Raw genomic sequence first — 23,569 nt, 5'->3', positions numbered from 1 at the left:
ACACACTACTTTTATGGTTAATAGAGTTAAGTGACTAATATTGTAGAAGTCATATTCAGAGTGGACAATACAAATATTTCCGAAGATGAACACACTTAAAATAAAAAGTAATTTGATAATGCAATTATCAAAAAAAAATAATAACAACACTCACTTTAAATAATTATTTGGGAGAAAGATTCAATATTTAACATCATTTATTGTTAGATTTAAAATAAGATTAAATTTCATATAGTTAAAAACAAATTCACACTATAACCCATAGTATATAATTGAAGCAATCAGAGTTAAATACACAATTTACGAGTGAAAATTTCTATTTAAATTCTTGTTATTTTTCTTATATGTCGATGTAAAACATCTTAATTTATGTAGTCATAATTACATTTTTACTCGCTCCATTTTCGATTAAATATTTCTTTTATTCAAACTTAACCAAATTTCAGAATGATATATTCAATTCGCTTTCTTTGCGACAGTATGAATGCCTCCAGAAGTGAACCTGATAACCGCTAAAGACACCCGGCGAACCACAACATGACCAATATCAAAATTGTCACAGTGACTCTTACGGTAAACGGGGAACTGACCTGAAAAAGGCCGTCAAGAACATCGGGCCGGGCAGATAAATAAACAGGGATAAAAAAAGCCAATCACAAGACCGTGATTGGCTATCAATATGAACAAATTTGGTTCACTAACAACGTCAGTTGGCTAGGTGATCCTTCGGCTTAAAAAGGATCACTCTTACTAATGCACTATACATGCCAACTTTTTATATAAATATAATCCATTGTTTTTATTGGATATTATTTATTAAGAAATCAATTTATAGCATATTGACTCATAATAATTTCTCAAAATGGAAATTTTTTCGCATTTTGCGAAAAATCCGCTCCGGAAGGCATAATCAAGACAATCACTGGCTCTATTTGTATGGTTATCCGATCTACTCGTATGTCCGTCTGGGTGCCAACATCTCGTACACCGCGAACATCAGGAGCAGGCAGCCAAAGACCATGAATACCGCGGTCATGCCTTCTGAACCAAATGTATCGAGCATTGCGCCAATCAGCAGTAAACCGATAATGCCGCCAAAAGAATCCATCAGGGTGTAACTCATATTGGCAGACATTTGATCCTGTTGGCAAAAGCGTTCTCCCATCACCGTCAGACCAATCCCGTAGATTCCACCCATACAACCGCCCCAGACAAACAGTAATACCAACGCAACCCAATATTTCGCATAGACGGCCATTGACAGAAAAACAGCACAAACCACAGATCCAAAAATACAGCACAACACCACCGTTCGTCGGTTCAAAATCGAAGCAAAAGCACTCATGAGGATACCAAGGCTGACGCTACCGATCATAAACATGGTCAGTAGTAGCTGCGCTTGTGGTTCAGACAAACCATTATGTAACCCGTACAAGGTCAGAAATCCCGGCAAACCAAAAAAGCTAATCCCGCCGACAAACGCAGCCACCAGAATAATTTTGGCGTGCCGGAAAGCAAAACTGAACCGGACAACTCCCAAGCGATGCATCGCTTGTCCCCTTGCTTTTAAACCGAGACAGAGCAGTAACGGCAACAACGTAATCAATGCACCGGTCTCAAACCGCCAGTCTATCGTGAGATGAATCAGTTGAACGATGATCGGCCCTAGAGCAATACCGCAAGAGAGCGCTGAAGAGTACAACCCCATGGTTAAACCCTTCGCTTTGCCTTGCACGCTGATATTCAGCCAAGTCTGGAGTAACACCAGCAGCATCCCCGTTGACAAACCATAGCTAAAAATACCGATCAGCCATAAACCATAGTGCACTGCATGAGCCATCAGAAGTAAGCTCAGGGCTCTGAATAACGTTAATATCAGCAACGAAATCAAGATACCGAAGTGGCTCAGATACCGACTCAACGGGCGGTAAAACAGCAGAACACCGATAATTTCAAACGCCATCGCGATCCCGATAGCCGTATTACCAATCCCCTGCTCATCCATGACCACAGGTATCGTGACATAGTTAATGCCGGAGGAGAGCTGAACCAGTAGGGTTGCGATGATAAGTATCATCGGTGCATAGGTTTTCATTCGCTGTGCTCCTTGCTGACTTGCCAAGTGATCCGCAACACACCGTCTTCCGTCAGCGTCAGTTTACTTCCTAACTGTTGCAGCAGATAAATGACTTTTAAAAGATGTAGCTCGGTTGTTGATAAAGCCGCCAACCGATGGGTCATATCCTGCGCAGCTGCAATCTTGAATAGCCGCCGGCATCGGGTCCATTGCATCTCATCCTGAATTGAAATCTCCGTCGCTAATTGCCAATGTGCGAGACTTTCTTGCGCGATCTGAGTCTGTGCGCTCACCGATTGCTGCAAAAGCTGACTGAGGCGATGGTAAAACTCACAAAAAGTATCCAGCAGGACTTGGCAATCTCCCTCTACGGGATGCTGCATCTCATCACCCAGCCATTGATGCGAGGCATACCCACCCTGTTGGATGTCCGTATTCAGCTTGTCGAACCAATCCGTCAGATAAAATGACTCAATCACCGTCGTCATGTCACCAAAACTCAACGCATAGCCATAAACCGCCTGATGGTGGCGTTCTGCAGTATTAACCGGCTCCGAAACCTCGGTCAGATTTGCAGAATTAGTCGGCTCAGGAAGATAGTCGCTTATGCCGCTACTATGTCGATCACGGTCCGTCGGTTGATCGGGATATCGTTCCGCGAACAGATGAAAGTAATAGCGCACCACTTCCAGCAGTACATCGCGACGATAACGCATGTGCGCCAAGGTCTGTGCGGCTTGCATCTTCGTTGTTTCCAGTGCATGAAGATTGTTCACATGGGCACGACGGATCCACCAAACCACCAGACCGGCAATCAGCCCGATAAACAAAATGATGATCTTCGCTTTGCCGAATACGCGTTGGATCTGACTCAGCCGCTTATAAAAACCGCTCAACTCCAAATCCATCGCCAACACGCCGACAAACTCCCCTTGCGCGTCATAAAAAGGGGCATAAGCACTGATAAAGGTGCCCCACTGATCCTGATAAGGCACACTTGAAACACTGATTTCCTGATGTGTCAGTGCCGCCACCAATTCCTGAGGTGCGTCATCATAGAGTGTCATTAACGCTGGTGGCGGATCCGGCACCCCATCTCCGTCACCGTCATTCTGCGGGCTGGGATTGACCACGAAGTAGACCCCCTGAGGCTTGAGAATACAGGTGTAGATATACCGAACATCAGTTGCGGCCTGCCGTATGCGTTCCATATGCATCGCCATGGTGTGATATTCAGGATCGTCCGGTGATGTGTCTGCCTGAAAATGGCGATGGATGTCACCATCTAAAGTGGTTGCCGACGCACTGACGGTTGATATCAGTCCGGCTTTAATCTGATCTTCGAGTGCGCTGACAGATTTGGCATATAACAGATAAGTGGTGATGCCTAATAACCCGATGAAGACAGCCGCCGCAAGGGTGGCATCAAACAATGTTCGCGTCGATTGAGAGAGTTTCATAAGTCGCTGTTCACCCCGATTAATACACTCATGGCAATGAGAAATAAGGTAGGGAAAATGACCCGGCAACGCGGGATCACATATTCGACCGGCCGCCCTTTCTCGGCCCGGATTTTGACAAAGACAATCACCATAATTGCGGCAAAAATACTGACATATCCCATGATCACCATCCGCTCGATCAAGGTGGTGTATGGCAGCCTCGGCAACAGACTACTGGTATAAAAGGTGTAGGCGACCACCGTGAGCATCATGGTGAAAGAGGTCATCAGACGTTCAGAAAAACCTTCAATCCAAAAAACGGCCCACGACGCCACTAAGATCAAAGACAGCGGTAAAATGAAACGCCAGAGATAATAATCGGGTTTACGTAATGCCTGAATACTGATGGTTAAACGCGAAAAGTGACTCAAGGTGCCGCTTTGTAAGTGAGCATAATTCGAGCGACTCACACGTGCCTGAGGCTCTCCTTGCATTTGCCATTCGCTGAGTGCTTGATTCTCCAGTGCTTCGACATTAATCCGAGCCGAACCAAATATGAGTTGCTTCTGCTCATAGGAAAATGGTTCCATCATCAGCACAAAAGTCTGATGATCAAACGGGAATTGCCGAAAATCCATCGTGGTCGTGAACAGCCCCTGAAAGCGCTCATTGTACGTCACGCGCCCATCGGCGGAGATCACCACCCGTCGGTTGGCAGTCTGGCGCTGGCCGATGATATTGATAAACTCAAATGCCGGCACCCATAGTCCATCACTCATCAGTTGCTCGGCATGACGATTTTCATAAACCTGCTCACCGCTGGCGGGCCGATAAGTCGGATCGGGTTCATCCCAAGACGTCACCAGATAACCGTCAACTTTATAAGTCTGATCGACTGTATTCACACCATAGATTTTGTTAATCGAGACTGACGTATCAACCACATATTGGGCATAGAGTGTCGGAGAACAAAACCACATCAGACTGGCAAATACCGCAAGTATCTCTGTTTTGATCATAGAAAACGCTCCGCTTGTAATACGGGCGTCTCTGCAAACCCTCCGGGCTCTGAAGACACGCCATTGTCCAAAACCTCATCATCTGGAGCAAAACCATAGCGATGGCGCATGGACCGCAGATCAGTCAATGGATTCTGAGGTCGGGATGTTTGAAGTCGGGACGGAAGTGAGAAAGCATTGGGGTGGGCAAGCGCATCCAGTAATCGTTCAATCGCCGCTTGGGTCACATGGCTCAAGATGACTACATGACACATCCGCTGTAACCGCCCACCGATCAACACATCATTCTGCGCCAAAGAAAATTGTTCGATCACCGCAGGGCCGGGCGCAGTAAAGCGGACAATATTACTGTGCCGTGGTCGCGGCATGACATGCAGCTGTTTACCGCCCGGATCCAACTGCTGAAACAACCGGACAATTCGGTGTTGGGTATCATTCGCCAGATGTTCATTGGCATCGGCCAGTTGTTGCAAGCCAGCCTTGCCCAGCGTGACGAGCAGATCCCACAGATAAAGGGAAAATATGCCTTGCCGGGATCCGGACACGGTCGAATCCCGGCTTCCGATATAAACCGGCCGGGCCGATGAACCTACTTTGTAACGTTCCTGCATGAGATAAATACCGCAAGCCCACGGCATCCCCAGCCATTTATACGGGCTGGTACACAAAGACATCACTTCCGGGTGACGAAATTCACTGGGCTCACGTGTGATAGAAAAAGGTGCTGACCCGACATGCAAATAAGGTGAAAAGTTAGCAGCCAGCGCCCCGTCAACATGGATCCAGTAACGCCGCTGTTGGGGCGTATTTTTGCCCAGTAGTGGCTTCAAATGCGTCAGAATCGTATAAATCGCATCACTACCGCCGCTGAACGTTGCGCCATGATTCAACACTAAAATAATCGGATGCTGTGCGGTGGTGAAGAATTCGACCAATGCGTATAAATCTTCAATGATCACGGCGTCGTTTTCATCAACAGCCAGTGGTTGCTGCCAGTCACCCTGATTAATCGGGCATACGCCCAGCTGCGGTCCGATCTCATGGAATAAGCTGACACCAACCATTTGACTGGCTTTATGAATCGAATAGTGGGTCGCCCCCGAGCAGATCAACACGGGAGGATGCTCAGTCGGGACGGCATCGGCATAACCTTCAACCGGATATCCCCGTAAGAAATCCCGCGCATTCCAGAGGGCATAAAGATTCCCCTCCGTCGAGCCCATCGCGGTCAGATATCCCCAATACCGGCGCTGCGTATGCGATCCGGCAAAACCACATAATTGTGCATAATAGTCCAGCACTGCCCGTTCAAATTGCTTGGCATTGATCCGATAACTGCCCTCTTCGAATCCGTCACCGAGATTAAGCAAGTTCAAGGAAAGAAAAGGCAACAGCCTTGAAGGGAATTCGACCTGTTGGTTGGTCTGATATCCCAAAAAAGATGCCTTTTGCTGATTCAGTGCCATAAAATAGTCTGACAAGATCGCCTCTTTATCAGCGCCACTCAAACAGCTTTCCCCGATTGCTAATTTCTGCTGCATTGCTCTCATTACCTCTTTGATTACGACTCACGACATCAATCTCTGTCGATGTAAATAGCGACAGATTAAAGAGATAGCCGCACAATTTCGCGGTGAAACAGAGAGGCTAAACGGGGAGACAAATGTAAATGATTCTGATTGTGTGTCCTTGCAGGGTTCGGTCTATACTGATTGATAGTGGTCAATATTTAACCATTTCATGCAACAGTAAAAGTCATTCTGACAATAGGAAATAAGGGGCTAGCGATGAGTAATCATGTATGGGGATTATTACACCACCCGGAACGCGAATGGCGTGAAATTAATGCTGAACACAAAACGATCAGTCACCTCTATCTACACCATGTACTATGGATGGCAGCGATTCCGGTGGTCTGTTCATTTATCGGGACAACGCAAGTTGGGTGGACATTTGGTGGTGAAGAGACCTACAAAGTTTCTCTGATGAATGGACTGGCACTCGGTGTGGCATTTTATGCCTTAATTTTGCTCGCGGTCGGTCTTGTCGGTAGCCTGATCTACTGGCTCGCCCGCAAGATTCCTAATCGTCCGACACAACGTGAATGTACTATTTTTGCCGGATACACTGCCACACCGATGTTCCTGAGTGGTATTTTTGCCATTTATCCGGTGTTTTGGCTGTGCCTGCTCGCCATGATCGGTGGCGTAATCTATACCGCTTATCTGCTGTATAAAGGAACGCCCAGCTTTTTGGGGATCAGCAATAAACAAGGTTTTATTCTCTCAGGAACAACGCTCGGTGTCGGTGTGTTGATTCTGGAAGCATTACTGGCAGTGGTGGTACTCCTGTGGAGTATGGGGTCTGAACACAGTGTTGTTTGGCAGTTCTTTTAATCATACCTCAGGTATACCTCAGGCACCACTCAACAGACCACACGGCCCCCATGACAGAGAAGTCGTTGCTGCTTACCGGGTCGTGTGGTGATGTCTCCGGATCTCGATTCAGCTCCTGTTTAAGAAACGCCAATGGCTGAAGGTAAGCAGTTTGCCAGTTTCTTGCGATATTGGAGCGGCGACATATTGGCGTGCAGCCGAAAAAACCGTGAAAATACTGCCTGCGAAGAGAAGTAAACTAACTCGCTAATTTCTTTAATACTTTTCTGGGTTTCAACCAGCAATTCACAGGCTTTTTTCAGCCGCACCCGGTTCAGTACATCGGTAAAAGACTGATTATCTTGCCGTAGTTTATTGTTCAGTGTCCAACGGCTCATTTTTAAATGGCTGCACACACACTGGAGCACGGAATGTTCGTTGTAGATATGCTGCTGCAACAGCAGCGACTCAATCAGTTCTTCCACCACCACAGCAAATGTTTGCTGTTGTTCGATCTGACGGCATAACCCTTCTAAGTACGCTTTTTGTAGCTGATTGAGTTGTGGGTTAAAGTTGTGATTGGTCACTTGCAGAGCAGGGCTTTCGATAATCAAATAGTTTTCACACTGATGCAATAAACACTGTGTTTCCAGACAATCATTGACGATATGCCGGGAGAGCGACCCCACATGCGTCAGGCTGGCCTGTACAGACATTACCGGTAAATAAACTTTGAGCAGTTCCCGGCAGATGATGAAATTTCCTAATGCACTGGTCGATAGTTCTTCGGGGCCGTCATCGATATATGTCAGCTTGAGCCGGTTACCCTCGACTTTCAGATCACAGCGATCACAATTACCGATCAGCATCCGGTAGCGAATAAAACTCTCTACCGCCTGAACCGCTGAAGGTTGGTTCATGCATAAACCAATCAGCTCGGGGAACGTGTTAAATAACGACTGAATCGACGACGATTCATAGATATAACGATTATATTTCATCGTTTCGAGCATAAACTGGTAATGGGTTCGCTCGGTAAGCCTGCCATTGGGTCGATTCAGTTCATACTCACTGATACCACAGCGTCTTAAAATCGTATGAATATCAATATCGTGTAGCGACAACTGTTGAATCATATTGCGAGCTAATACATTAGAGACACTTTTCTCATATCTGCCGTTCATCGTTGCTCTTTCTCTGAAACTTTAAAAACAAAATCATTTGTCCGAATCAGTTTGACCACCCGATTCACCCACATATCAAAGGCATAACGCCTGACAAATCCCGTCTCACTGGCAACATGTCTCTCCGCTCAGCCCACCACAGAAGCACACATGTCCGCACGAGTCTTGTGCCAATTTAACAAAGATCCATTCTCAGAAAAGATATCGATGGGTGATAAAGTGATACGACGCAACAGCAAAATATAAATGTGCAGTATAAATCATAATGTACATCACCATTAATAACTCTATTGTTATTATCAATGGCTTTCTTACTCATATGACAGGCTTTTTCCATCCGTGATTCAGACTCAACACCATATTCAACGCATAAAAAAGGCGGGCTGAGCCCGCCAAAGGATGTAATGACGCGTTTTATTCCGCGACAGTGACAAATGAAGCTGCCGTAACGCCTTCCTCTAAAGCCAGTGCGCCCGGAGTGGTGTTCTCAACCACAATTTCTTTGCGCACGACAAACTGAACCGGTGTGGCCGAACTAATATCGGATGACTGACTGACATAGACCTGATAAGTACCCGGCTCAACAATCCATTGATTTTTATCAGGATCGAAGCTCGCCAACGTTTGAGGTGATATTTCCAGCACCATCCGTTGTGATCTTCCCGGTGCCAGTTCTCTTGTTTTCGCAAATGCTTTCAGTTCAATGTTAGGTTTTTTCAGTTTCACTTCCGGTGCGGCAACATAGACCTGAACCACCTCTTTACCGGCTACATCACCGGTATTCGCCACCACGGTTTTAAGCATTACCCCTTTTCTCGGATGACGATGATTCAACCCGTTCATGAGCACTTGCGTGTGTGATACGTTGAATGATGTGTATGACAATCCGTAACCGAATGGATAAGCGACTTCTTTGTTAAACGTCTGGTAATAACGATATCCGACATAGATATCTTCATTGTAATATTGATGATCCAATGTACCGTCGTGATTTTCATCGACACCGGGGAACGTTGTCGAAGACGGGACATCCGCATAAGACAATGGAATGGTTTGTGCCAGTTTGCCGCTTGGATTCGCTTCACCGGAGATAATATCGGCAATGGCGTCACCGGATTCTTGCCCCGGCATATAAGCCAGTACAATCCCATCGACTTGATCCTGCCATTCACTCATATCAATCACACCGGCAATATTCAGAACCACCACGACCTTTTTACCCTGAGAATGGAAAGCCTTTGATACTTCGGAAATCAGCCCCAGTTCAGTGTCAGACAGTAAGTAGTCTCCCCGTTCGGCTTTACGATCTGCCGCTTCACCGGCCACACGTCCGAGGGTGATAACGGCGACATCGCTATCTTGTGCGGCACCGTTGATTTGTGCGCCCAAATCCGTCACGGAAGGCTCTGTACAGCTGACGATTTTTGACACACCCAAGCTATCGCTCGAGATCACTTTATTGGCTTCAAAATAATCGCTGTAGAAAGATGCCAGCGACTCATTCACCGGGAACTGTTTGGCAAGCCCGTCGATAATGGTCGTCACATGATCGGGATGGACATCACCGCTACCGGTTCCTCCTTTCAAAGTATTAATCTGGGTGATACCAAAAGAAGCAATCGATTGTGACGTCGCAAGCGGTAAAGTCGAATTCTGATTTTTCAGCAGAATAATCCCTTCATTCGCAACTTGTTTAGCCAAGGTCGCATGAGCTTTCAGATCGGGGTTGTTCGAGATGGGATAATGTTTGGCAGACGGTGTTTTTAAAGCCTGCGCGACGATATGTTGTACATTTCTATCAAGGGTTGCTTTGGTTAAGTCGCCATTTTTATAGCCTTCAACCACATATTTCCCCCAATCACCTAAACCGGGAACGACCGGGTTTTCACCACCGGGCTGAATCACATCAACACCGGCGCTGAGGAGGTCGATCGGGTTGTAGCCAGCGAACCAGTCACTCATCGCTAACCCATTGAATCCCCATTCATGGCGCAGAATATCCGTCATCAGATCAGCACGTTCGCCACTATTGGTGCCGTTGACCTGATTATATGATGACATAATGCCCCATGGGTGAGATTCTTTGACCGCATATTCGAAACCGCGCAGGTAGATTTCCCGTAGCGCACGTGGCGTAACCACCGCATTGATAAAGAAGCGATTCGTTTCTGAGTTATTGGCGACAAAATGTTTAATCGTCGTGGCCAGACCTTTACTCTGCACGCCCTGCACCATTGCGGAGGCGATCATACCGCTCACCAACGGGTCTTCTGAATAATATTCGAAATTACGCCCATTGAGCGGGTTGCGCTGAATATTCATCCCGGGGGCTAACCAGAAATCGACGCCGTATTCTTTTCCTTCATTGGCAACGGCTTCACCGACTTCATGAATTAATTCGGGATTCCACGTTGATGCCATCAATGCACCATTGGGAAATGCGGTGGCATAATAGGTTTGATTATCACCGTCACGCGTTGGATCAATCCGGATACCAGCCGGACCATCAGCGAGTTTCAGTGCCGGAACATCTAAACGACGTTTTTGGTCATAAACTCCGTGGATATACCCGGCCACACCATTGACGAACGCTTTTAAATTAATCACAGTGTCTTTATCAGGGTCCATCCCTGCACCGACTAGCATTTTCAACTTTTCTTCATCCGTCATTCTGGCGACGATATCCTTCGCCAAAATGTCATACATATTAATATCATTATGCCAATCTGTCTGAGCCTGTTCTGATTTGAGTTGTTCGCTATTTACTGATGTTTGAACGGGGTCGGTTTTTGCCGAAACACTAACCGAAAATAATCCGTAACTGACGAACAGCGTTGATGAAATAATTGTCGCAAGTATTTTTTTCTTCATTTTAAATTCCATACTAAAGTTATTCCTTTCAGATACCTGTATGTCCCAATTACTTTGAGGGTAGGGTCACGGTGCCTTCAATCCTTGTCGCACAAGGAGACCTCAGAATAAAGGCCGAATTTCCCATAGGTCATATGATGTTCAACAGTATATTAATTGATTTCATAAATGATGTTTTTGCCTGTCGGTGATTTTTTTTGCATATGAGAGAATTAGTGAAAAGTGTGATTATTATCAGAGTAGCAAAGCATCAACTCAACGCATGATAAGTGGCGAACATTATCTGATAAATATTGTCATTGTCTATTTAACATATTAACTATTTAAAAATTAAAACCGTACAATAATAATAAAATCATCGTCGCTTCATCTTTGAATGAAATATAAAATCACAATAACAATGAATATATCCGCATTAATCAAAGTGGACCTAAACTATCGTGATCTTTGCCTGACCGAACAAACCAATGACTATCCCGGCCAACGAATGAATTTATATATGAATAACGTATCATATCGATCAGATAATTAACTTCTCTATTCACAACTCACATAATTCCCGTGGTGGAATAAAGCACATTTTTACCCGATTCTATTTGAGTAACACTCTTTAATATCGTTATTTTTTGTGATCAAGCACACTATTTAATTCAGCTTTATTCATATTTTGCACACAATTATTGACATAGTGCAGATGCCTTGTGTTTTATAGTATGTTTCAGCAATGGCTGATATAGCGTTTGATATGCAATCTATCCATGATCGATTTCATATCCAACACAACCACAAAATACAAAAGGAATTTGTATGTCACGATTGATATTACGCCCGCTGGCCGCTGCGCTTGCGGTTTCTCTTATTTATGTCGGAACGCCGGTATTTGCAGAGACCACCTCAGCAGCAACCAAAGTGTTGCGCTTTTCTGAAGACGGAACCCCGACAAACTTTGATTCGGTCCAATCCGGGACGACCTACAGCAACACCATCGTCACCGCGGTATACGACACCTTGTACGAATATAAATATTTGAAGAACCCGTATGAATTAAAACCTAATCTCGCGACCGCAATGCCCGAGGTCTCCGATGATGGGCTGACCTATACCATTCATATCAAGCAGGGCGTTCATTTTGTCGATGATCCGGCATTTCCCGATGGCAAAGGCAGAGAAGTCACGGCTGACGATTTTATCTATTCAATGAAGCGTCACTTTGATCCGGCCAACCGCTCACAAGGCGCTTGGCTGTGGACGAATAAAATTGCGGGTATAGAAGCATGGAAAGAAGCCGGCGCGGATTATAGTAAACCCCTTGAAGGTCTGAGTGCCCCGGATAAGTACACGATTCAAATCAAGCTGGAGCAGCCCTATCCGCAACTGGTTTATACTTTAGCAATGGGTTATTCCGCGCTCGTCCCGCATGAAGCCGTCGAAAAGTATGGCCGTGAATTTGCCACCCATCCGGTCGGCAGTGGCCCATTCAAATTAATCTCCCATGATTCAACCAAAACCGTACTGGTGAGAAACCCAACCTATCGTCATGAAGTCTTCCATCTTGCCGAAGCAGGCTACGATCCGAAAGTTCACGGCGAAACGGGCGTTGCAGCGCTGGACGGGAAAACACTCCCACGAGTTGATCGCGTCGAAGTCAACTGGGTCAAACAACAGTCTGCGCGGTGGAATTCATTCAGCAAAGGCAATGAAATCGTCAATACCACTTTGCAAAATGAACAGCTCGATACCGTGTTGGCATCTAAGCATCCAGTCACACTCAAACCGGAATATGCCGCAAAATATAACTTCCGCGTTCAACGTGAAGCCGGCATGGTGTATAACGTCTTCAACTTTGACGATGAATATTTGGGTTATTCAGATGATCCGAAAACCAATGCACAGAATAAAGCACTGCGGTGTTCCATCATCAAGTCGTTTGACTGGCCGCAGCGTGTCTCGCGCTTTTATTTAGGGCTCGGTGAAGCTTATCCGGGTTTCATTGTTCCCGGAACCGATGCTTTCGATCCGAATCTGGACAAAAGCTCTATTACCCAGGATATTGCCGGGGCGAAGAAACTGCTGAAAGAAAACGGCTGGAACGCGCACAATTTACCGGTTCTTTACTATCCGGCAACTTCCAGCGTTCGCTATAAACAGTTCTTCGAACAGTTCCGCGGCAATTTGATGAAAATCGGCTATCCGAAAAATAAGATCAAATTTAAAGCTTATGCCACCTTTGGTGACTTCAACCGGGATATCAAGAACAGTCGCACTCAGATGATCCCCATGGGCTGGGGGCTGGACTATCCCGATGCAGAAAACACCCTGCAACTCTTCTACGGACCAAACCGCTCTCCCGGTTCTAACAGTGCAAACTACAATAACCCACAATACAACGCGTTATTTGAGAAAGCAGCGGTCATGCAACCGGGGCCAGAACGGACGGCTATCTACCATCAGCTCAACCAAATCTTAATCGATGACTGTGTGGGCATCGGCAGCTTCTCCCGTACCCGGGTTCGCATGTGGCACAAGAATGTCACGATGTGGCCACAACGGGAAATCCTCGGCAACTACCTCAAATATGTTGATGTTCAGTAGAGGTGTAAAACATGGATACGCTCCGTTATTGTCTGCGGAAACTGATTTATAGTCTGCCGCTGCTCTTTGGCGTCACCTTGATTAGTTTTGTGCTGATGGTCTATTTCGGCCCCGATAAAACCTATGATCTCTTGGGACGTAATCCGACGGTTGAAGAGATTAACGCGATTCGTCATGAGCTTGGCTATGATCAGCCGTTTTGGATTCGTTATCTGCACTATATCCATCAAGTCATCACGTTTGACTTTGGTTATTCCGACTCCAGTGGTGAGTCGGTAACCACGGTGCTTGAGCGGACGATTCCGATCTCATTACTGCTGGCATTGCCGGGATTTATTTTAGGCCATTTGATCAGTATTGCGCTGGGTCTGTTCGCAGCGCATCACCGCGGGCGTTGGGCAGATAAATTAGTGATGTCTTCTTCGGTGATCGGGATGAGTATTTCTTACCTCATCATCATCATCATGCTGCAATTAATTTTCTGCTCCAGTTACGGGCTTAACCTGTTTCCGGTGTATGGATGGGAAGTCAATTCCCTGAGTAGCTATTTGTACTATGTAACGGTGCCGACACTGTGCTCGATTTTTGTTTCGGTCGGATACAGCACTCGGTTCTACCGTGCCCTTTTTGTCGAAGAAATGACCCGGGACCATATTCGTACCGTCAGAGCATTCGGCCATTCTCATCTGCAAGTGTTATTCAAACATGTGTTGAAGAATGCCCTGATTCCGATCCTGACACGGATTGTGTTTTCCATTCCGTTCGTGATGATCGGCGGGTCTTTATTACTGGAAAGTTACTTTGGCATTCCCGGTGTCGGTTTGATTACCTACAACGCTATCACCACCGGTGATCTGCCTGTGCTCAAAGCGGTTATCGTCCTTCTCACGCTGGTATTTATCGTCATCGTGAGTACGGTTGATATTCTTTACAAACTCGTTGATCCACGGATCTCACTCAGATAAGGGACATCCGATGACTGAAACGATTCATACACAGGCTCAAGACACATCGCTGAAACGAGAGTCGCTCTGGTCCAAAGGCATTCAGAAATTCCGCAAAGATCGCATCGGGATGATCAGCCTATCGATTGTACTGGTTTACTTTGTCATTGCGATTCTGGTCTGGTTCGGCCTGATTGCCCAGCAATGGGATGTGCTGCAAACATCGGGACACAGCGGGCCCAGTGCTGAGCACTGGTTCGGGACAACCATCAATGGGCAAGATATTTTTCAACGTGCGATTTACAGTACCAAAACGGCGTTTGAGGTCGGGTTGGTAGTCGCGATATTAGCCACAACGATTGGCGCTCTGACCGGCTCTCTGATGGGCTACTATGCAGGCTCAATCCTCGATGAGTTCATTCTGTGGGTGATGAACTGTATCGACTGTATTCCTTATTTTTTACTGGTGGCTGCCATTGCCGTCGCGATGGCGGGCAATCCTTATGCGATGCATACCGCGATGACGCTGGCATTTTGGACCGGTACCGCCCGGGTGATTCGCGGAGAAGTGATCAAACTGAAAAATATGGAATTCACCGAAGCTGCCCACGCGCTCGGTGTGCCGACTTACCGCATCATCTTCCGCCATTTAATGCCCAATACCAGCCATATTCTTTTGGTTGAAATGACCTTACTGTTTATCACCGCTATCAAGAGTGAAGTGATCCTGAGCTTCCTCGGGCTGGGCGTGAAAGAAAGTATCAGTTGGGGGCTGATGATTGCAGAAGCCAGTACCGAAGTCACCTCCGGGCACTTCTGTAACTTTTTCGCCGCCTCCGGCATGTTGTTCGTGCTGGTACTGGCATTCAATTTATTTTCAGATTCGCTACAAGATGCGTTAGATCCAAGGAAGGTGTCATGAACGCGATAGACAATCCAGTTCCGACTGTGCCATTACTCAAAGTGGATGGTCTGACAGTCGATTTTCAGACCGATAAAGGTACCGCCCGCGCAATCAACGGGATTAGTTTCGAGGTGATGCCCGGTGAAAGCGTCGCCATTGTCGGTGAATCCGGTTGCGGAAAATCGGTCAGTTCACTGGCAATTATGGGGCTCATCCCAAGCCCGCCGGGTAAAATTGTCTCCGGCAGTATCCGCTTTCAGGGACAAGAGCTGGTTGGCATGGATGAAAAAGCCTATCGGCGATTGAGAGGCAATGACATCTCGATGATTTTTCAGGAACCGATGACCGCCCTGAATCCCGTGCTGAGAATCGAAACTCAAATGGTAGATGTGATTCGCAACCACCAGCAGATTTCTCGTAAACAGGCCGCAGTCCGGGCAACGGAAATGCTCCGTATGGTTGGCATCCCCTCCCCGGAAAAGCGCATTCGGGAGTATCCGCATCAGCTTTCCGGTGGGATGCGGCAACGCGTGATGATTGCCATGGCGCTCTCCTGTCGTCCCGCCTTGCTTTTGGCCGATGAACCCACTACCGCGCTCGATGTGACCATTCAGGCGCAGGTTATGTATGAAATCAAGCAGTTAAAACAATCATTGAACATGGCAATGGTGTTGGTCACGCACGATTTAGGAGTCGTTGCTGAATCTTGTCAGCGTGTTGTGGTCATGTACTGTGGTGAAGTGGTGGAACAAGGGCCGGTTAAGGCAATTTTTAGCCACCCGAAACATCCATATACCCAAGGACTCCTCCAATCGATTCCGGTCGTTCGACAGCAGAAAATTGCTCGTCTGCCAACCATTGAAGGTATGGTGCCCGATTTATTCCATCTGCCGACAGGGTGCCGTTTTGCCGACCGCTGTCACCGTGTCACTCAAACATGTCGCCAAAACGCACCAATCCTGACCGGACCGCCAGAACATCAAGCGGCATGTTTTCACATATCAGAGGCATCCCGATGAGTGATATATTGTTAGAAGTCAAAGGATTAGAAAAACATTTCCACACCGGAAAGTCGTTATTTAAACGAACCCGATCAGTTTGTAAAGCCGTCGATAATGTGAGTTTTAAGATCCATCAGGGAAAAACCCTCGGGTTGGTCGGAGAATCCGGATGTGGGAAATCAACCTTGGGTCGCTGTATCTTGCGCCTGATTGAACCCTCAGCCGGAGACATCTCCATCTCGGGACAAGATATTACCCGAATGAATGCCCGAGAACTCAAAGCAATGCGTAGAGAAATGCAGATGATTTTTCAGGATCCATTTGCCTCTCTGAGCCCTCGGATGACTATCCATGATATTCTTCGCGAACCGCTGGATATTCATAAGATTGGGACTGTTGCACAACGCGAAGCAAAAATTGCCGAGGTGATGCATACCGTCGGACTCCGTCCTCAGGCGCTCAATCGTTATCCGCATGAATTTTCCGGCGGACAACGCCAGCGTGTCGGTATTGCCCGGGCTCTCGTTTTAGAGCCGAAACTGATTATTGCCGATGAGCCAGTTTCGGCGCTGGATGTTTCCGTGCAAGCACAGGTTCTCAACTTGATTGCCGATCTTCAGGAAAGCAGAGGCATCTCGTTTCTGTTCATTGCCCATGATCTGGCTGTCGTGCAACACACCTGCGATGAGGTCGGGGTCATGTATTTGGGTAAAATTGTTGAAAGAGCACCTGCGGAAGTACTCTATCGTCAGCCGAAGCACCCCTACACGCAAGCGTTGTTATCCGCAATCCCTGTTCCGGATCCAACGCACAATACCGAGCATGTACCGCTCATCGGTGATATCCCCTCACCTCTGAATCCTCCCGGCGGCTGCACATTCCACCCTCGGTGCAAGTATGCAACAGAACGATGCTCTCGCGAGTCTCCGACACTCACACAAACGCAAGATGAACACTGGATTGCGTGTCACCTTTATCCGGCAAGTTGATAATACAGAGGCAGAGGGCAGTTAGTCCGACGCTATACCTTCAAATTCTGCCGCTCAGCCATACTCACATCTACCCGGCTGTGAGTATGGTTGTTTGTTTCACCGTCACAAACCACATGTCGACCCACGCCAAATATCCGCTTGCATTCACAACAAAACAATATCATTACATTTAATACAAGATTTACACAACCAATTACGTATAGCAATATTTCTAATTATTACAAATAGTTAAGCGGAATTTCCTTTCATTAATGGAAAATATATCTATAGTATATTTCACAGGATGATAAATATCGGACCATCCAAAAACCTTTGTGATAAAAATATAGATAATACATTTATAATTAAAAGAAAAAATAAAATAGCAACTTCTCACTATTGATATATTTATGTTCCTATAAATTGTCACAAAAATATTAATTAGCCCAAACACTATACACTACCTAACCTCAAGAAAAGTATGAGTTTTATTCACTTCAACATTCAATCGATTACATTTGATAATATGTAAATTTTTATAGACATAGATAAATTTTTTTTTGTTTTTTTTTACCTTAAACACTGGACGAAATTAAAAATGTTCAGCATTGTTATTATGCGTTTTGTCGCACTAGCGATCGCAATAGGGTTAATTGCTGACATTTCAGAAATTAATTAATTAAGAACAAATCTCTAGGATTGAGAAATGCATAAAATACAACGTCACATACATTGGGTATTTGCAGCTAGTCTGACTGCTGCCTTGCCAGTCTCCGCTGCAGAAATGGTCACAATGAATGATAGTTCACAGCTTGATCAAGTTCTGAACACTCAAGCTCACAGTGTTGTACCTCTGGAAACAGGCTTCAAAGAAGTCAAACAAGTCACATTGCCAAATGGTAAAGTGAAAGTCCGTTATCAGCAGACTTATATGGGTATTCCGGTCTTTGATACTTCAGTCGCTGCAACCGTGACGAAAGGTGCCGTCTCAGGTACAACCGATGTTTATGGTGTGATCGCTCAAGGGATTGCAGACGATCTCTCCAACGCATCACCAGCAATTGAACTCAAAGAAGCGATTTCACTGGCAAAAGCTTATTACCAACAACAAACTGTCATTGCCAGTGACGCTGAATTTGAAAATGAAAAAGCGGAACTGCTGGTACGGCTTGACGAAAACAATCACGCACAGCTCGTTTACCAAGTTGACTTCTTCGTCGCTGGTAATCACCCGGCGCGCCCATTCTTCTTCATCGATGCAACCAACGGTGATGTCATCAAGACTTGGGAAGGTCTGAATCATGTCGAAGAAGAAGGCACAGGCCCCGGCGGGAACAGCAAAACAGGTAAATATAACTACGGATCAGATTTTCCCGGGTTCATCATCAATAAATCAGGCTCAACTTGTACCATGAATAACAGTGCTGTTAAGACGGTGAACCTTAATGGACAAACGTCTGGTAGCACCGCTTACAGCTACAGATGTGCAACATCATCGAACTACAACGATTACAAAGCGATCAACGGTGCATACTCACCATTGAACGATGCGCACTACTTCGGCAAAGTTGTTTTCGATATGTATCAGAGCTGGCTGAACACTGCACCGCTGACCTTCCAACTTACCATGCGCGTTCACTATGGCTCGAATTATGAAAACGCATTCTGGGATGGCTCAAGTATGACTTATGGTGACGGTGCCACAAAATTCTATCCACTGGTTGACCTGAACGTCAGTGCCCACGAAGTCAGTCACGGTTTTACTGAGCAGAATTCCGGTCTGGTTTATGAAGGCATGTCTGGTGGTATTAACGAAGCATACTCTGATATTGCCGGTGAAGCAGCTGAATACTTTATGAAAGGCAGCGTTGACTGGAAAATCGGTGCTGATATTACCAAAGGTTCTGGCGCACTGCGTTATTTTGATCAACCTTCCCGCGATGGCAGCTCAATCGACAACGCTTCTGAGTACTACAATGGTCTGAACGTCCACTACTCTAGCGGTGTCTTCAACCGGGCTTTCTACCTGTTGTCAAACAAATCAGGCTGGAACGTCCGTAAAGGTTTCGAAGTCTTTGCTGTTGCAAACCAATTATACTGGACACCGACTGCAACATTTGATCAAGCCGCTTGTGGTGTCTCTAAAGCAGCCAAAGATCTCGGCTACAGTACTTCGGATATCACCAGTGCATTCAACACGGTTGGTGTCAATGCATCATGTAGCTCTTCCCCATCAACCGATAACGTGCTAAGCAAAGGTCAGTCTGTCACTTTATCTGGTAACCGTAGCTCACAGACCTACTACTCCTTTAAAGGTGATGGTTCAACCATGACTGTCCAAACCTCAGGTGGTAGCGGTGATGTGGATCTCTATGTAAAATCCGGCAGCCGCCCAAGCACAAGCTCATATGATTGCCGTCCGTATAAAAGCGGTAACAATGAGTCATGCTCAATCAACTCTCGCAGCGGTTCAACTTACTATATCATGTTGAATGGCTACACAGCATACTCTGGTGTGACACTGAGTTTGAGATAAAACTGGATTAAATATCGGTTATTCGATATTTAAATGAAGTTAAAAGCGCATGGAGAACTCTCTATGCGCTTTCTTATAACCGCCCCATCGCTCAAATCATCTATCAATATTTGTAACGAAGCTTTAAATTTTGTCACCAATGAAGTGTGACACAACAGCGATTCAAGTTAAATATCTAGGTTCCCTGTTAGGCAGGTACTGAAACAGTGATATCCAGTGGCTCATTAAGAGGTAATTTATGGCGTTTTCTGCACCGGAAAGAGAAGTTCTTTTGTCAGTGAAAGGCGTTGGTCCGACTGTTATAAAACGGTTCGAAGAAATTGGAATCGATAACCTTGCCGATTTGGCGACATACGAAGCGGATGAAATTGCGGAAAGAGTCGCTGCCATGCTGCAAACGACTTGCTGGAAAAACAGCCCACAAGCGAAGGCTGCAATTCAAGCGGCTATCCAACGGGCAAAAGCAGGGTTGTGATTCAGGCTTCACAACTATCACAAACCACTGTATATTTGAACAGTGCATTCGCAAATCACAAGGAAATGACATGATCAGTCAATCTGGTTATATCGAGATAAATGGTGCTTCTCTTTATTACGAACTTTCAGGAAACCCGAATGGTGAGCCATTAGTGATGTTACATGGTGGTCTTGGTTCACAACACGATCTGTTTCCCATCCACCCATATCTTGCACCAGACTATCGCTTGATCAGCATCGACTTTCGGGGGCATGGCAAGTCTCTGCTCGGTGATCTGCCGCTCAGTTACTTACAGTACCAGCAAGATGTCCAAAGTGTTCTCAACTATCTCGGTATTGAACGTTATTCAATTTTTGGTTTTAGTGACGGTGGGATTGTCGGTTATCGATTAGCAGCGCAGGCACCGGAAAAAGTCGCTTGTCTGGTGACGTTAGGTTCACATTGGCGATTGGAATCAGACGATCCATCCATTGATATATTCAACGGACTGACAGCAGATTTTTGGGCAGAACGGTTCGCTGACGATGTGGCGGCTTACCATGCATCAAATCCGGAGCCAGATTTCCCGAAACTCGTTGATGCCGTAAAAAACGTATGGCTTGATACCACAACATCCGGTTATCCGTTCGAGCTGGTGAAACAAATTCGTTGCCCGACATTGATCATGCGTGGTGACAATGATTTCTTATTTTCACTTGATGAAGCGGTGTCATTAAAGTCGCAAATGGCAGAAGCAGCATTTGCCAATATTCCCATGACGGCTCATGCCGCCCATCAAGAATCCCCCGAGTTAGTGGGAAAAATGTTACATCAATTTTTATCGCAATATAAATCCGCTTCCACTCATGTAACATCCATCTAAATCACGGAATAGTTTTCCATTAAAATCGAAATATTGATAAAAAATAAATGCATGGGTCCAGATTCTCAATTTAGCATCATCGGTGGTAGTATGATGGCCACGCTCTCCAAACGGGCCCGACGTACTCTTCAGCTTGAAAGGAAAATATGAACCATCCAAACGTTGCAATCATTACCGGCGGTGGCCGGGGCATTGGTGCTGCAACTGCAAAACTTTTCGCTCACCATGGTTACGCCGTCTGTATCAACTATAAATCCAATACAAAGGCTGCCAATCATGTGGCACAAGAGATTACGGCTCAGGGAGGACGGTGTATCGCCGTACAAGCTGATGTTTCTCTCGAAACGGATGTGCTGCGTTTGTTTGAAACGGTGGATCAACAATTAGGGGCCGTATCGGCACTCGTCAATAATGCCGGTATATTACAACCCCAGATGCGTTTGGAAAACATGAGCGCTGACAGAATCAATACCATCCTGACGAATAATGTCACTAGCTACTTTTTGTGCTGCCGGGAGGCGATCAAACGCATGTCAACTCGTCGTGGCGGACAAGGTGGCGTGATCGTTAATGTGTCGTCAGGGGCCGCACGTTCGGGATCGCCTCATGAGTATATTGATTATGCAGCCTCAAAAGGAGCAATTGACACCTTGACCAAAGGGTTGTCGTTAGAGGTTGCAGCGGAAGGGATCAGGGTAAATTGTGTTCGTCCCGGTTTTATTTACACAGATATGCACGCTGACGGTGGTGAGCCTGAGCGCATTGAAAGACTAAAAAGTGTCATTCCTCTGCAAAGAGGCGGTTTACCTGAAGAGGTTGCCGAGGCAATTTATTGGCTAGCCTGTGAAAAATCATCATTCTCCACAGGAAACTATTTGGATTTAACCGGGGGCTTATAACGCATCCCCTCACCCACCACTGACAGTATTCGCCATGACATCTGCGTATTTTGTTCATCATATCAGGCTTATGCTACAAACGAGAATAAAGGAACATCGGATGAAATCTTCACATATTGGTGAGTTAGTTTTAAGTGAGCAGCAAATTCGGGCGGGAGTAAAGACTGTTGCTGAACAATTGAATCATCAATTCAAAGATGCGGTTGTCATTACCATTGTTCCCGGGGGGATTTTGTTTACCGCAGACCTAGTGCGCGAGCTAAATTTCGACATCAAAATGGATTATATTTCTTGCCCTCACACCCCGGGAGATAGCCATAATAACTCACCGATCGTGTTCCATGAAAACATTCCGATTCAAGGCAAGGATGTCATTATGATTGATGATGCAATCGAATCCGGCGGTACAATGAAAAGATTAGTCAGTTACGTGCTTAAACACTATGACGTCAAATCCCTTTCAATTGCAACATTATTTGTCAAACCAGGTCGGGTTGATATTTCTGTACCTCAATATTATGCATACGAAATGGAAAATGATGATCTTCTCGTCGGATATGGCTTACCTTGGCAGGATAAACTGAGAAATGTTCCTTACGTATCCAAATTGGTCAAGTAGCCGATTTCAACATAATGGTATATAAATGATTGTCTTAGCTGTTTTTCTAGGAAAGAAAGGATGAGACAAAATGATGTGGAAGTGGGGGATACCGACACATCATTATGACAAAAGTCAGTTCAGTAGATGCTTATCGGATTATTGATGCTGTTTAAAGAAGCGTTCAGCGCTGGCAAAAAGAGACTCACAGTGTTTTTTCTGCTTAGCGTAGTCAGCGGAATCCTCGGCCATGCCATTCAGGATTTCTTGGGCACTATGGTATTCTTTAACCATCACTTCAAACTTCGCTTCATAGCCACTTTTCTTATGCTTTTTGGGAGATTTATCGCGTTTTTTTCTCATTCTTGTTCCTTTCTAAACAAATTTCGTAAAGGTAGTGGGTAAACATGAAATTTAGAGTCACTTTATTTTTATCAAAATCATCAACGCATAGATAAATTGAATACGCAATTTATACATTCCAGCACCGATATTCATTATTATTTACAACTCTAAAATGACACTATTGTCAATTATTTGTGACTATTACACCCAAAACGCTTATATTTTCAGGATTCATCATTCACCTAAACCGATAAAAATGAGACTATTTAATGGAAGATAAAGAATAAGTTGCTACAGGAGTTGTATAACGAAATGACTCGAAAGAAAACTAAGAAGATACTCGAACTATATGTTTCATTAATAGCTCACGTTTAGGAGCTGGGGGGCACTATACACTCATTACAGCAAATAGATAGTGATTTCGTGTTTTTTCCAATCGAGTCCAACGTTTCTCTTGGGGCTACAGAATGA

Annotated in this window: 18 protein-coding genes; 11 read left to right on the top strand and 7 right to left on the bottom strand. The window is 45.6% G+C overall.

Features of this window, described 5'->3' with window-relative positions; all coding sequences use genetic code 11:
• Nucleotides 1-949 precede the first annotated feature (949 nt).
• From AC55NX_RS19005 to AC55NX_RS18990, 4 genes are read right to left on the bottom strand one after another with little or no spacing between them, the layout of a single operon-like run.
• Entirely contained in the window at nucleotides 950-2,095 is a 1,146-nt protein-coding gene (locus tag AC55NX_RS19005) for an MFS transporter (RefSeq protein ID WP_059121900.1), read from the bottom strand.
• Nucleotides 2,092-3,537, bottom strand: coding sequence for a PDC sensor domain-containing protein (locus AC55NX_RS19000; protein WP_496997160.1), 1,446 nt, complete (start codon nucleotides 3,535-3,537; stop codon nucleotides 2,092-2,094). The genes AC55NX_RS19005 and AC55NX_RS19000 overlap by 4 nt, the downstream gene beginning before the upstream one ends.
• Nucleotides 3,534-4,538: a ligand-gated ion channel gene (locus tag AC55NX_RS18995; protein ID WP_496997159.1), complete on the bottom strand. Its 1,005-nt coding sequence runs from the start codon at nucleotides 4,536-4,538 to the stop codon at nucleotides 3,534-3,536. Before AC55NX_RS18995 ends, AC55NX_RS19000 begins: the two co-directional genes overlap by 4 nt.
• Nucleotides 4,535-6,079, bottom strand: a complete 1,545-nt coding sequence (locus tag AC55NX_RS18990) for a pyridoxal-dependent decarboxylase (protein ID WP_496997158.1) — start codon at nucleotides 6,077-6,079, stop codon at nucleotides 4,535-4,537. Before AC55NX_RS18990 ends, AC55NX_RS18995 begins: the two co-directional genes overlap by 4 nt.
• A gap of 246 nt (nucleotides 6,080-6,325) precedes the next feature.
• Here AC55NX_RS18990 and AC55NX_RS18985 point away from each other — a divergent pair, with 246 nt between their 5' ends.
• Nucleotides 6,326-6,934: a Yip1 family protein gene (locus AC55NX_RS18985; protein ID WP_496997157.1), complete on the top strand. Its 609-nt coding sequence runs from the start codon at nucleotides 6,326-6,328 to the stop codon at nucleotides 6,932-6,934.
• A gap of 119 nt (nucleotides 6,935-7,053) precedes the next feature.
• On the opposite strand, the gene AC55NX_RS18980 is transcribed toward AC55NX_RS18985, so the two are convergent.
• Nucleotides 7,054-8,097, bottom strand: a complete 1,044-nt coding sequence (locus tag AC55NX_RS18980; protein ID WP_496997156.1) for a helix-turn-helix domain-containing protein — start codon at nucleotides 8,095-8,097, stop codon at nucleotides 7,054-7,056.
• A 414-nt stretch (nucleotides 8,098-8,511) separates the two neighbouring features.
• Entirely contained in the window at nucleotides 8,512-10,968 is a 2,457-nt protein-coding gene (locus AC55NX_RS18975) for a beta-glucosidase (protein ID WP_496997155.1), read from the bottom strand.
• A gap of 807 nt (nucleotides 10,969-11,775) precedes the next feature.
• Here AC55NX_RS18975 and AC55NX_RS18970 point away from each other — a divergent pair.
• The 10 genes from AC55NX_RS18970 (at nucleotide 11,776) to AC55NX_RS18925 (ending at nucleotide 22,774) form a co-directional block, all read left to right on the top strand.
• Complete coding sequence (locus AC55NX_RS18970; protein ID WP_496997154.1) at nucleotides 11,776-13,560, top strand: ABC transporter substrate-binding protein; 1,785 nt, start codon at nucleotides 11,776-11,778, stop codon at nucleotides 13,558-13,560.
• 11 nt (nucleotides 13,561-13,571) lie between these two features.
• Complete coding sequence (locus AC55NX_RS18965; protein WP_496997153.1) at nucleotides 13,572-14,525, top strand: ABC transporter permease; 954 nt, start codon at nucleotides 13,572-13,574, stop codon at nucleotides 14,523-14,525.
• Between the two features lie 10 nt (nucleotides 14,526-14,535).
• Nucleotides 14,536-15,426: an ABC transporter permease gene (locus AC55NX_RS18960; protein ID WP_496997152.1), complete on the top strand. Its 891-nt coding sequence runs from the start codon at nucleotides 14,536-14,538 to the stop codon at nucleotides 15,424-15,426.
• Between the two features lie 26 nt (nucleotides 15,427-15,452).
• Nucleotides 15,453-16,427, top strand: a complete 975-nt coding sequence (locus tag AC55NX_RS18955) for an ABC transporter ATP-binding protein (protein WP_496997161.1) — start codon at nucleotides 15,453-15,455, stop codon at nucleotides 16,425-16,427.
• The gene (locus AC55NX_RS18950; RefSeq protein WP_496997151.1) at nucleotides 16,424-17,398 is read left to right on the top strand and encodes an ABC transporter ATP-binding protein; all 975 of its coding nucleotides are present in this window, start codon (nucleotides 16,424-16,426) and stop codon (nucleotides 17,396-17,398) included. Before AC55NX_RS18955 ends, AC55NX_RS18950 begins: the two co-directional genes overlap by 4 nt.
• Nucleotides 17,399-18,086: 688 nt before the next feature.
• On the top strand, nucleotides 18,087-19,916 hold the full coding sequence (locus AC55NX_RS18945; protein WP_496997150.1) for a M4 family metallopeptidase: 1,830 nt from the start codon (nucleotides 18,087-18,089) through the stop codon (nucleotides 19,914-19,916).
• Between the two features lie 238 nt (nucleotides 19,917-20,154).
• Nucleotides 20,155-20,391 carry a helix-hairpin-helix domain-containing protein gene (locus AC55NX_RS18940; protein ID WP_496997149.1) on the top strand — a complete coding sequence of 79 codons (237 nt, stop codon included), beginning with the start codon at nucleotides 20,155-20,157 and terminating at the stop codon, nucleotides 20,389-20,391.
• Nucleotides 20,392-20,461: 70 nt separating this feature from the next.
• Nucleotides 20,462-21,256: an alpha/beta fold hydrolase gene (locus AC55NX_RS18935; protein WP_496997148.1), complete on the top strand. Its 795-nt coding sequence runs from the start codon at nucleotides 20,462-20,464 to the stop codon at nucleotides 21,254-21,256.
• A gap of 146 nt (nucleotides 21,257-21,402) precedes the next feature.
• A complete protein-coding gene (locus tag AC55NX_RS18930; protein WP_496997147.1) occupies nucleotides 21,403-22,155 on the top strand; it encodes an SDR family oxidoreductase in 753 nt (250 codons plus the stop codon).
• Nucleotides 22,156-22,255: 100 nt separating this feature from the next.
• Nucleotides 22,256-22,774 carry a phosphoribosyltransferase gene (locus tag AC55NX_RS18925; RefSeq protein WP_476487280.1) on the top strand — a complete coding sequence of 173 codons (519 nt, stop codon included), beginning with the start codon at nucleotides 22,256-22,258 and terminating at the stop codon, nucleotides 22,772-22,774.
• A gap of 138 nt (nucleotides 22,775-22,912) precedes the next feature.
• Here AC55NX_RS18925 and AC55NX_RS18920 read toward each other — a convergent pair whose 3' ends face one another.
• Complete coding sequence (locus AC55NX_RS18920; protein WP_059121916.1) at nucleotides 22,913-23,116, bottom strand: hypothetical protein; 204 nt, start codon at nucleotides 23,114-23,116, stop codon at nucleotides 22,913-22,915.
• Nucleotides 23,117-23,569: the final 453 nt, after the last annotated feature.

It is taken from the genome of Vibrio rubrogenes (assembly GCF_059641415.1).
The sequence above is the reverse complement of the archived record's forward strand: the minus strand, read 5'-3'. Positions and strand labels throughout refer to the sequence as shown.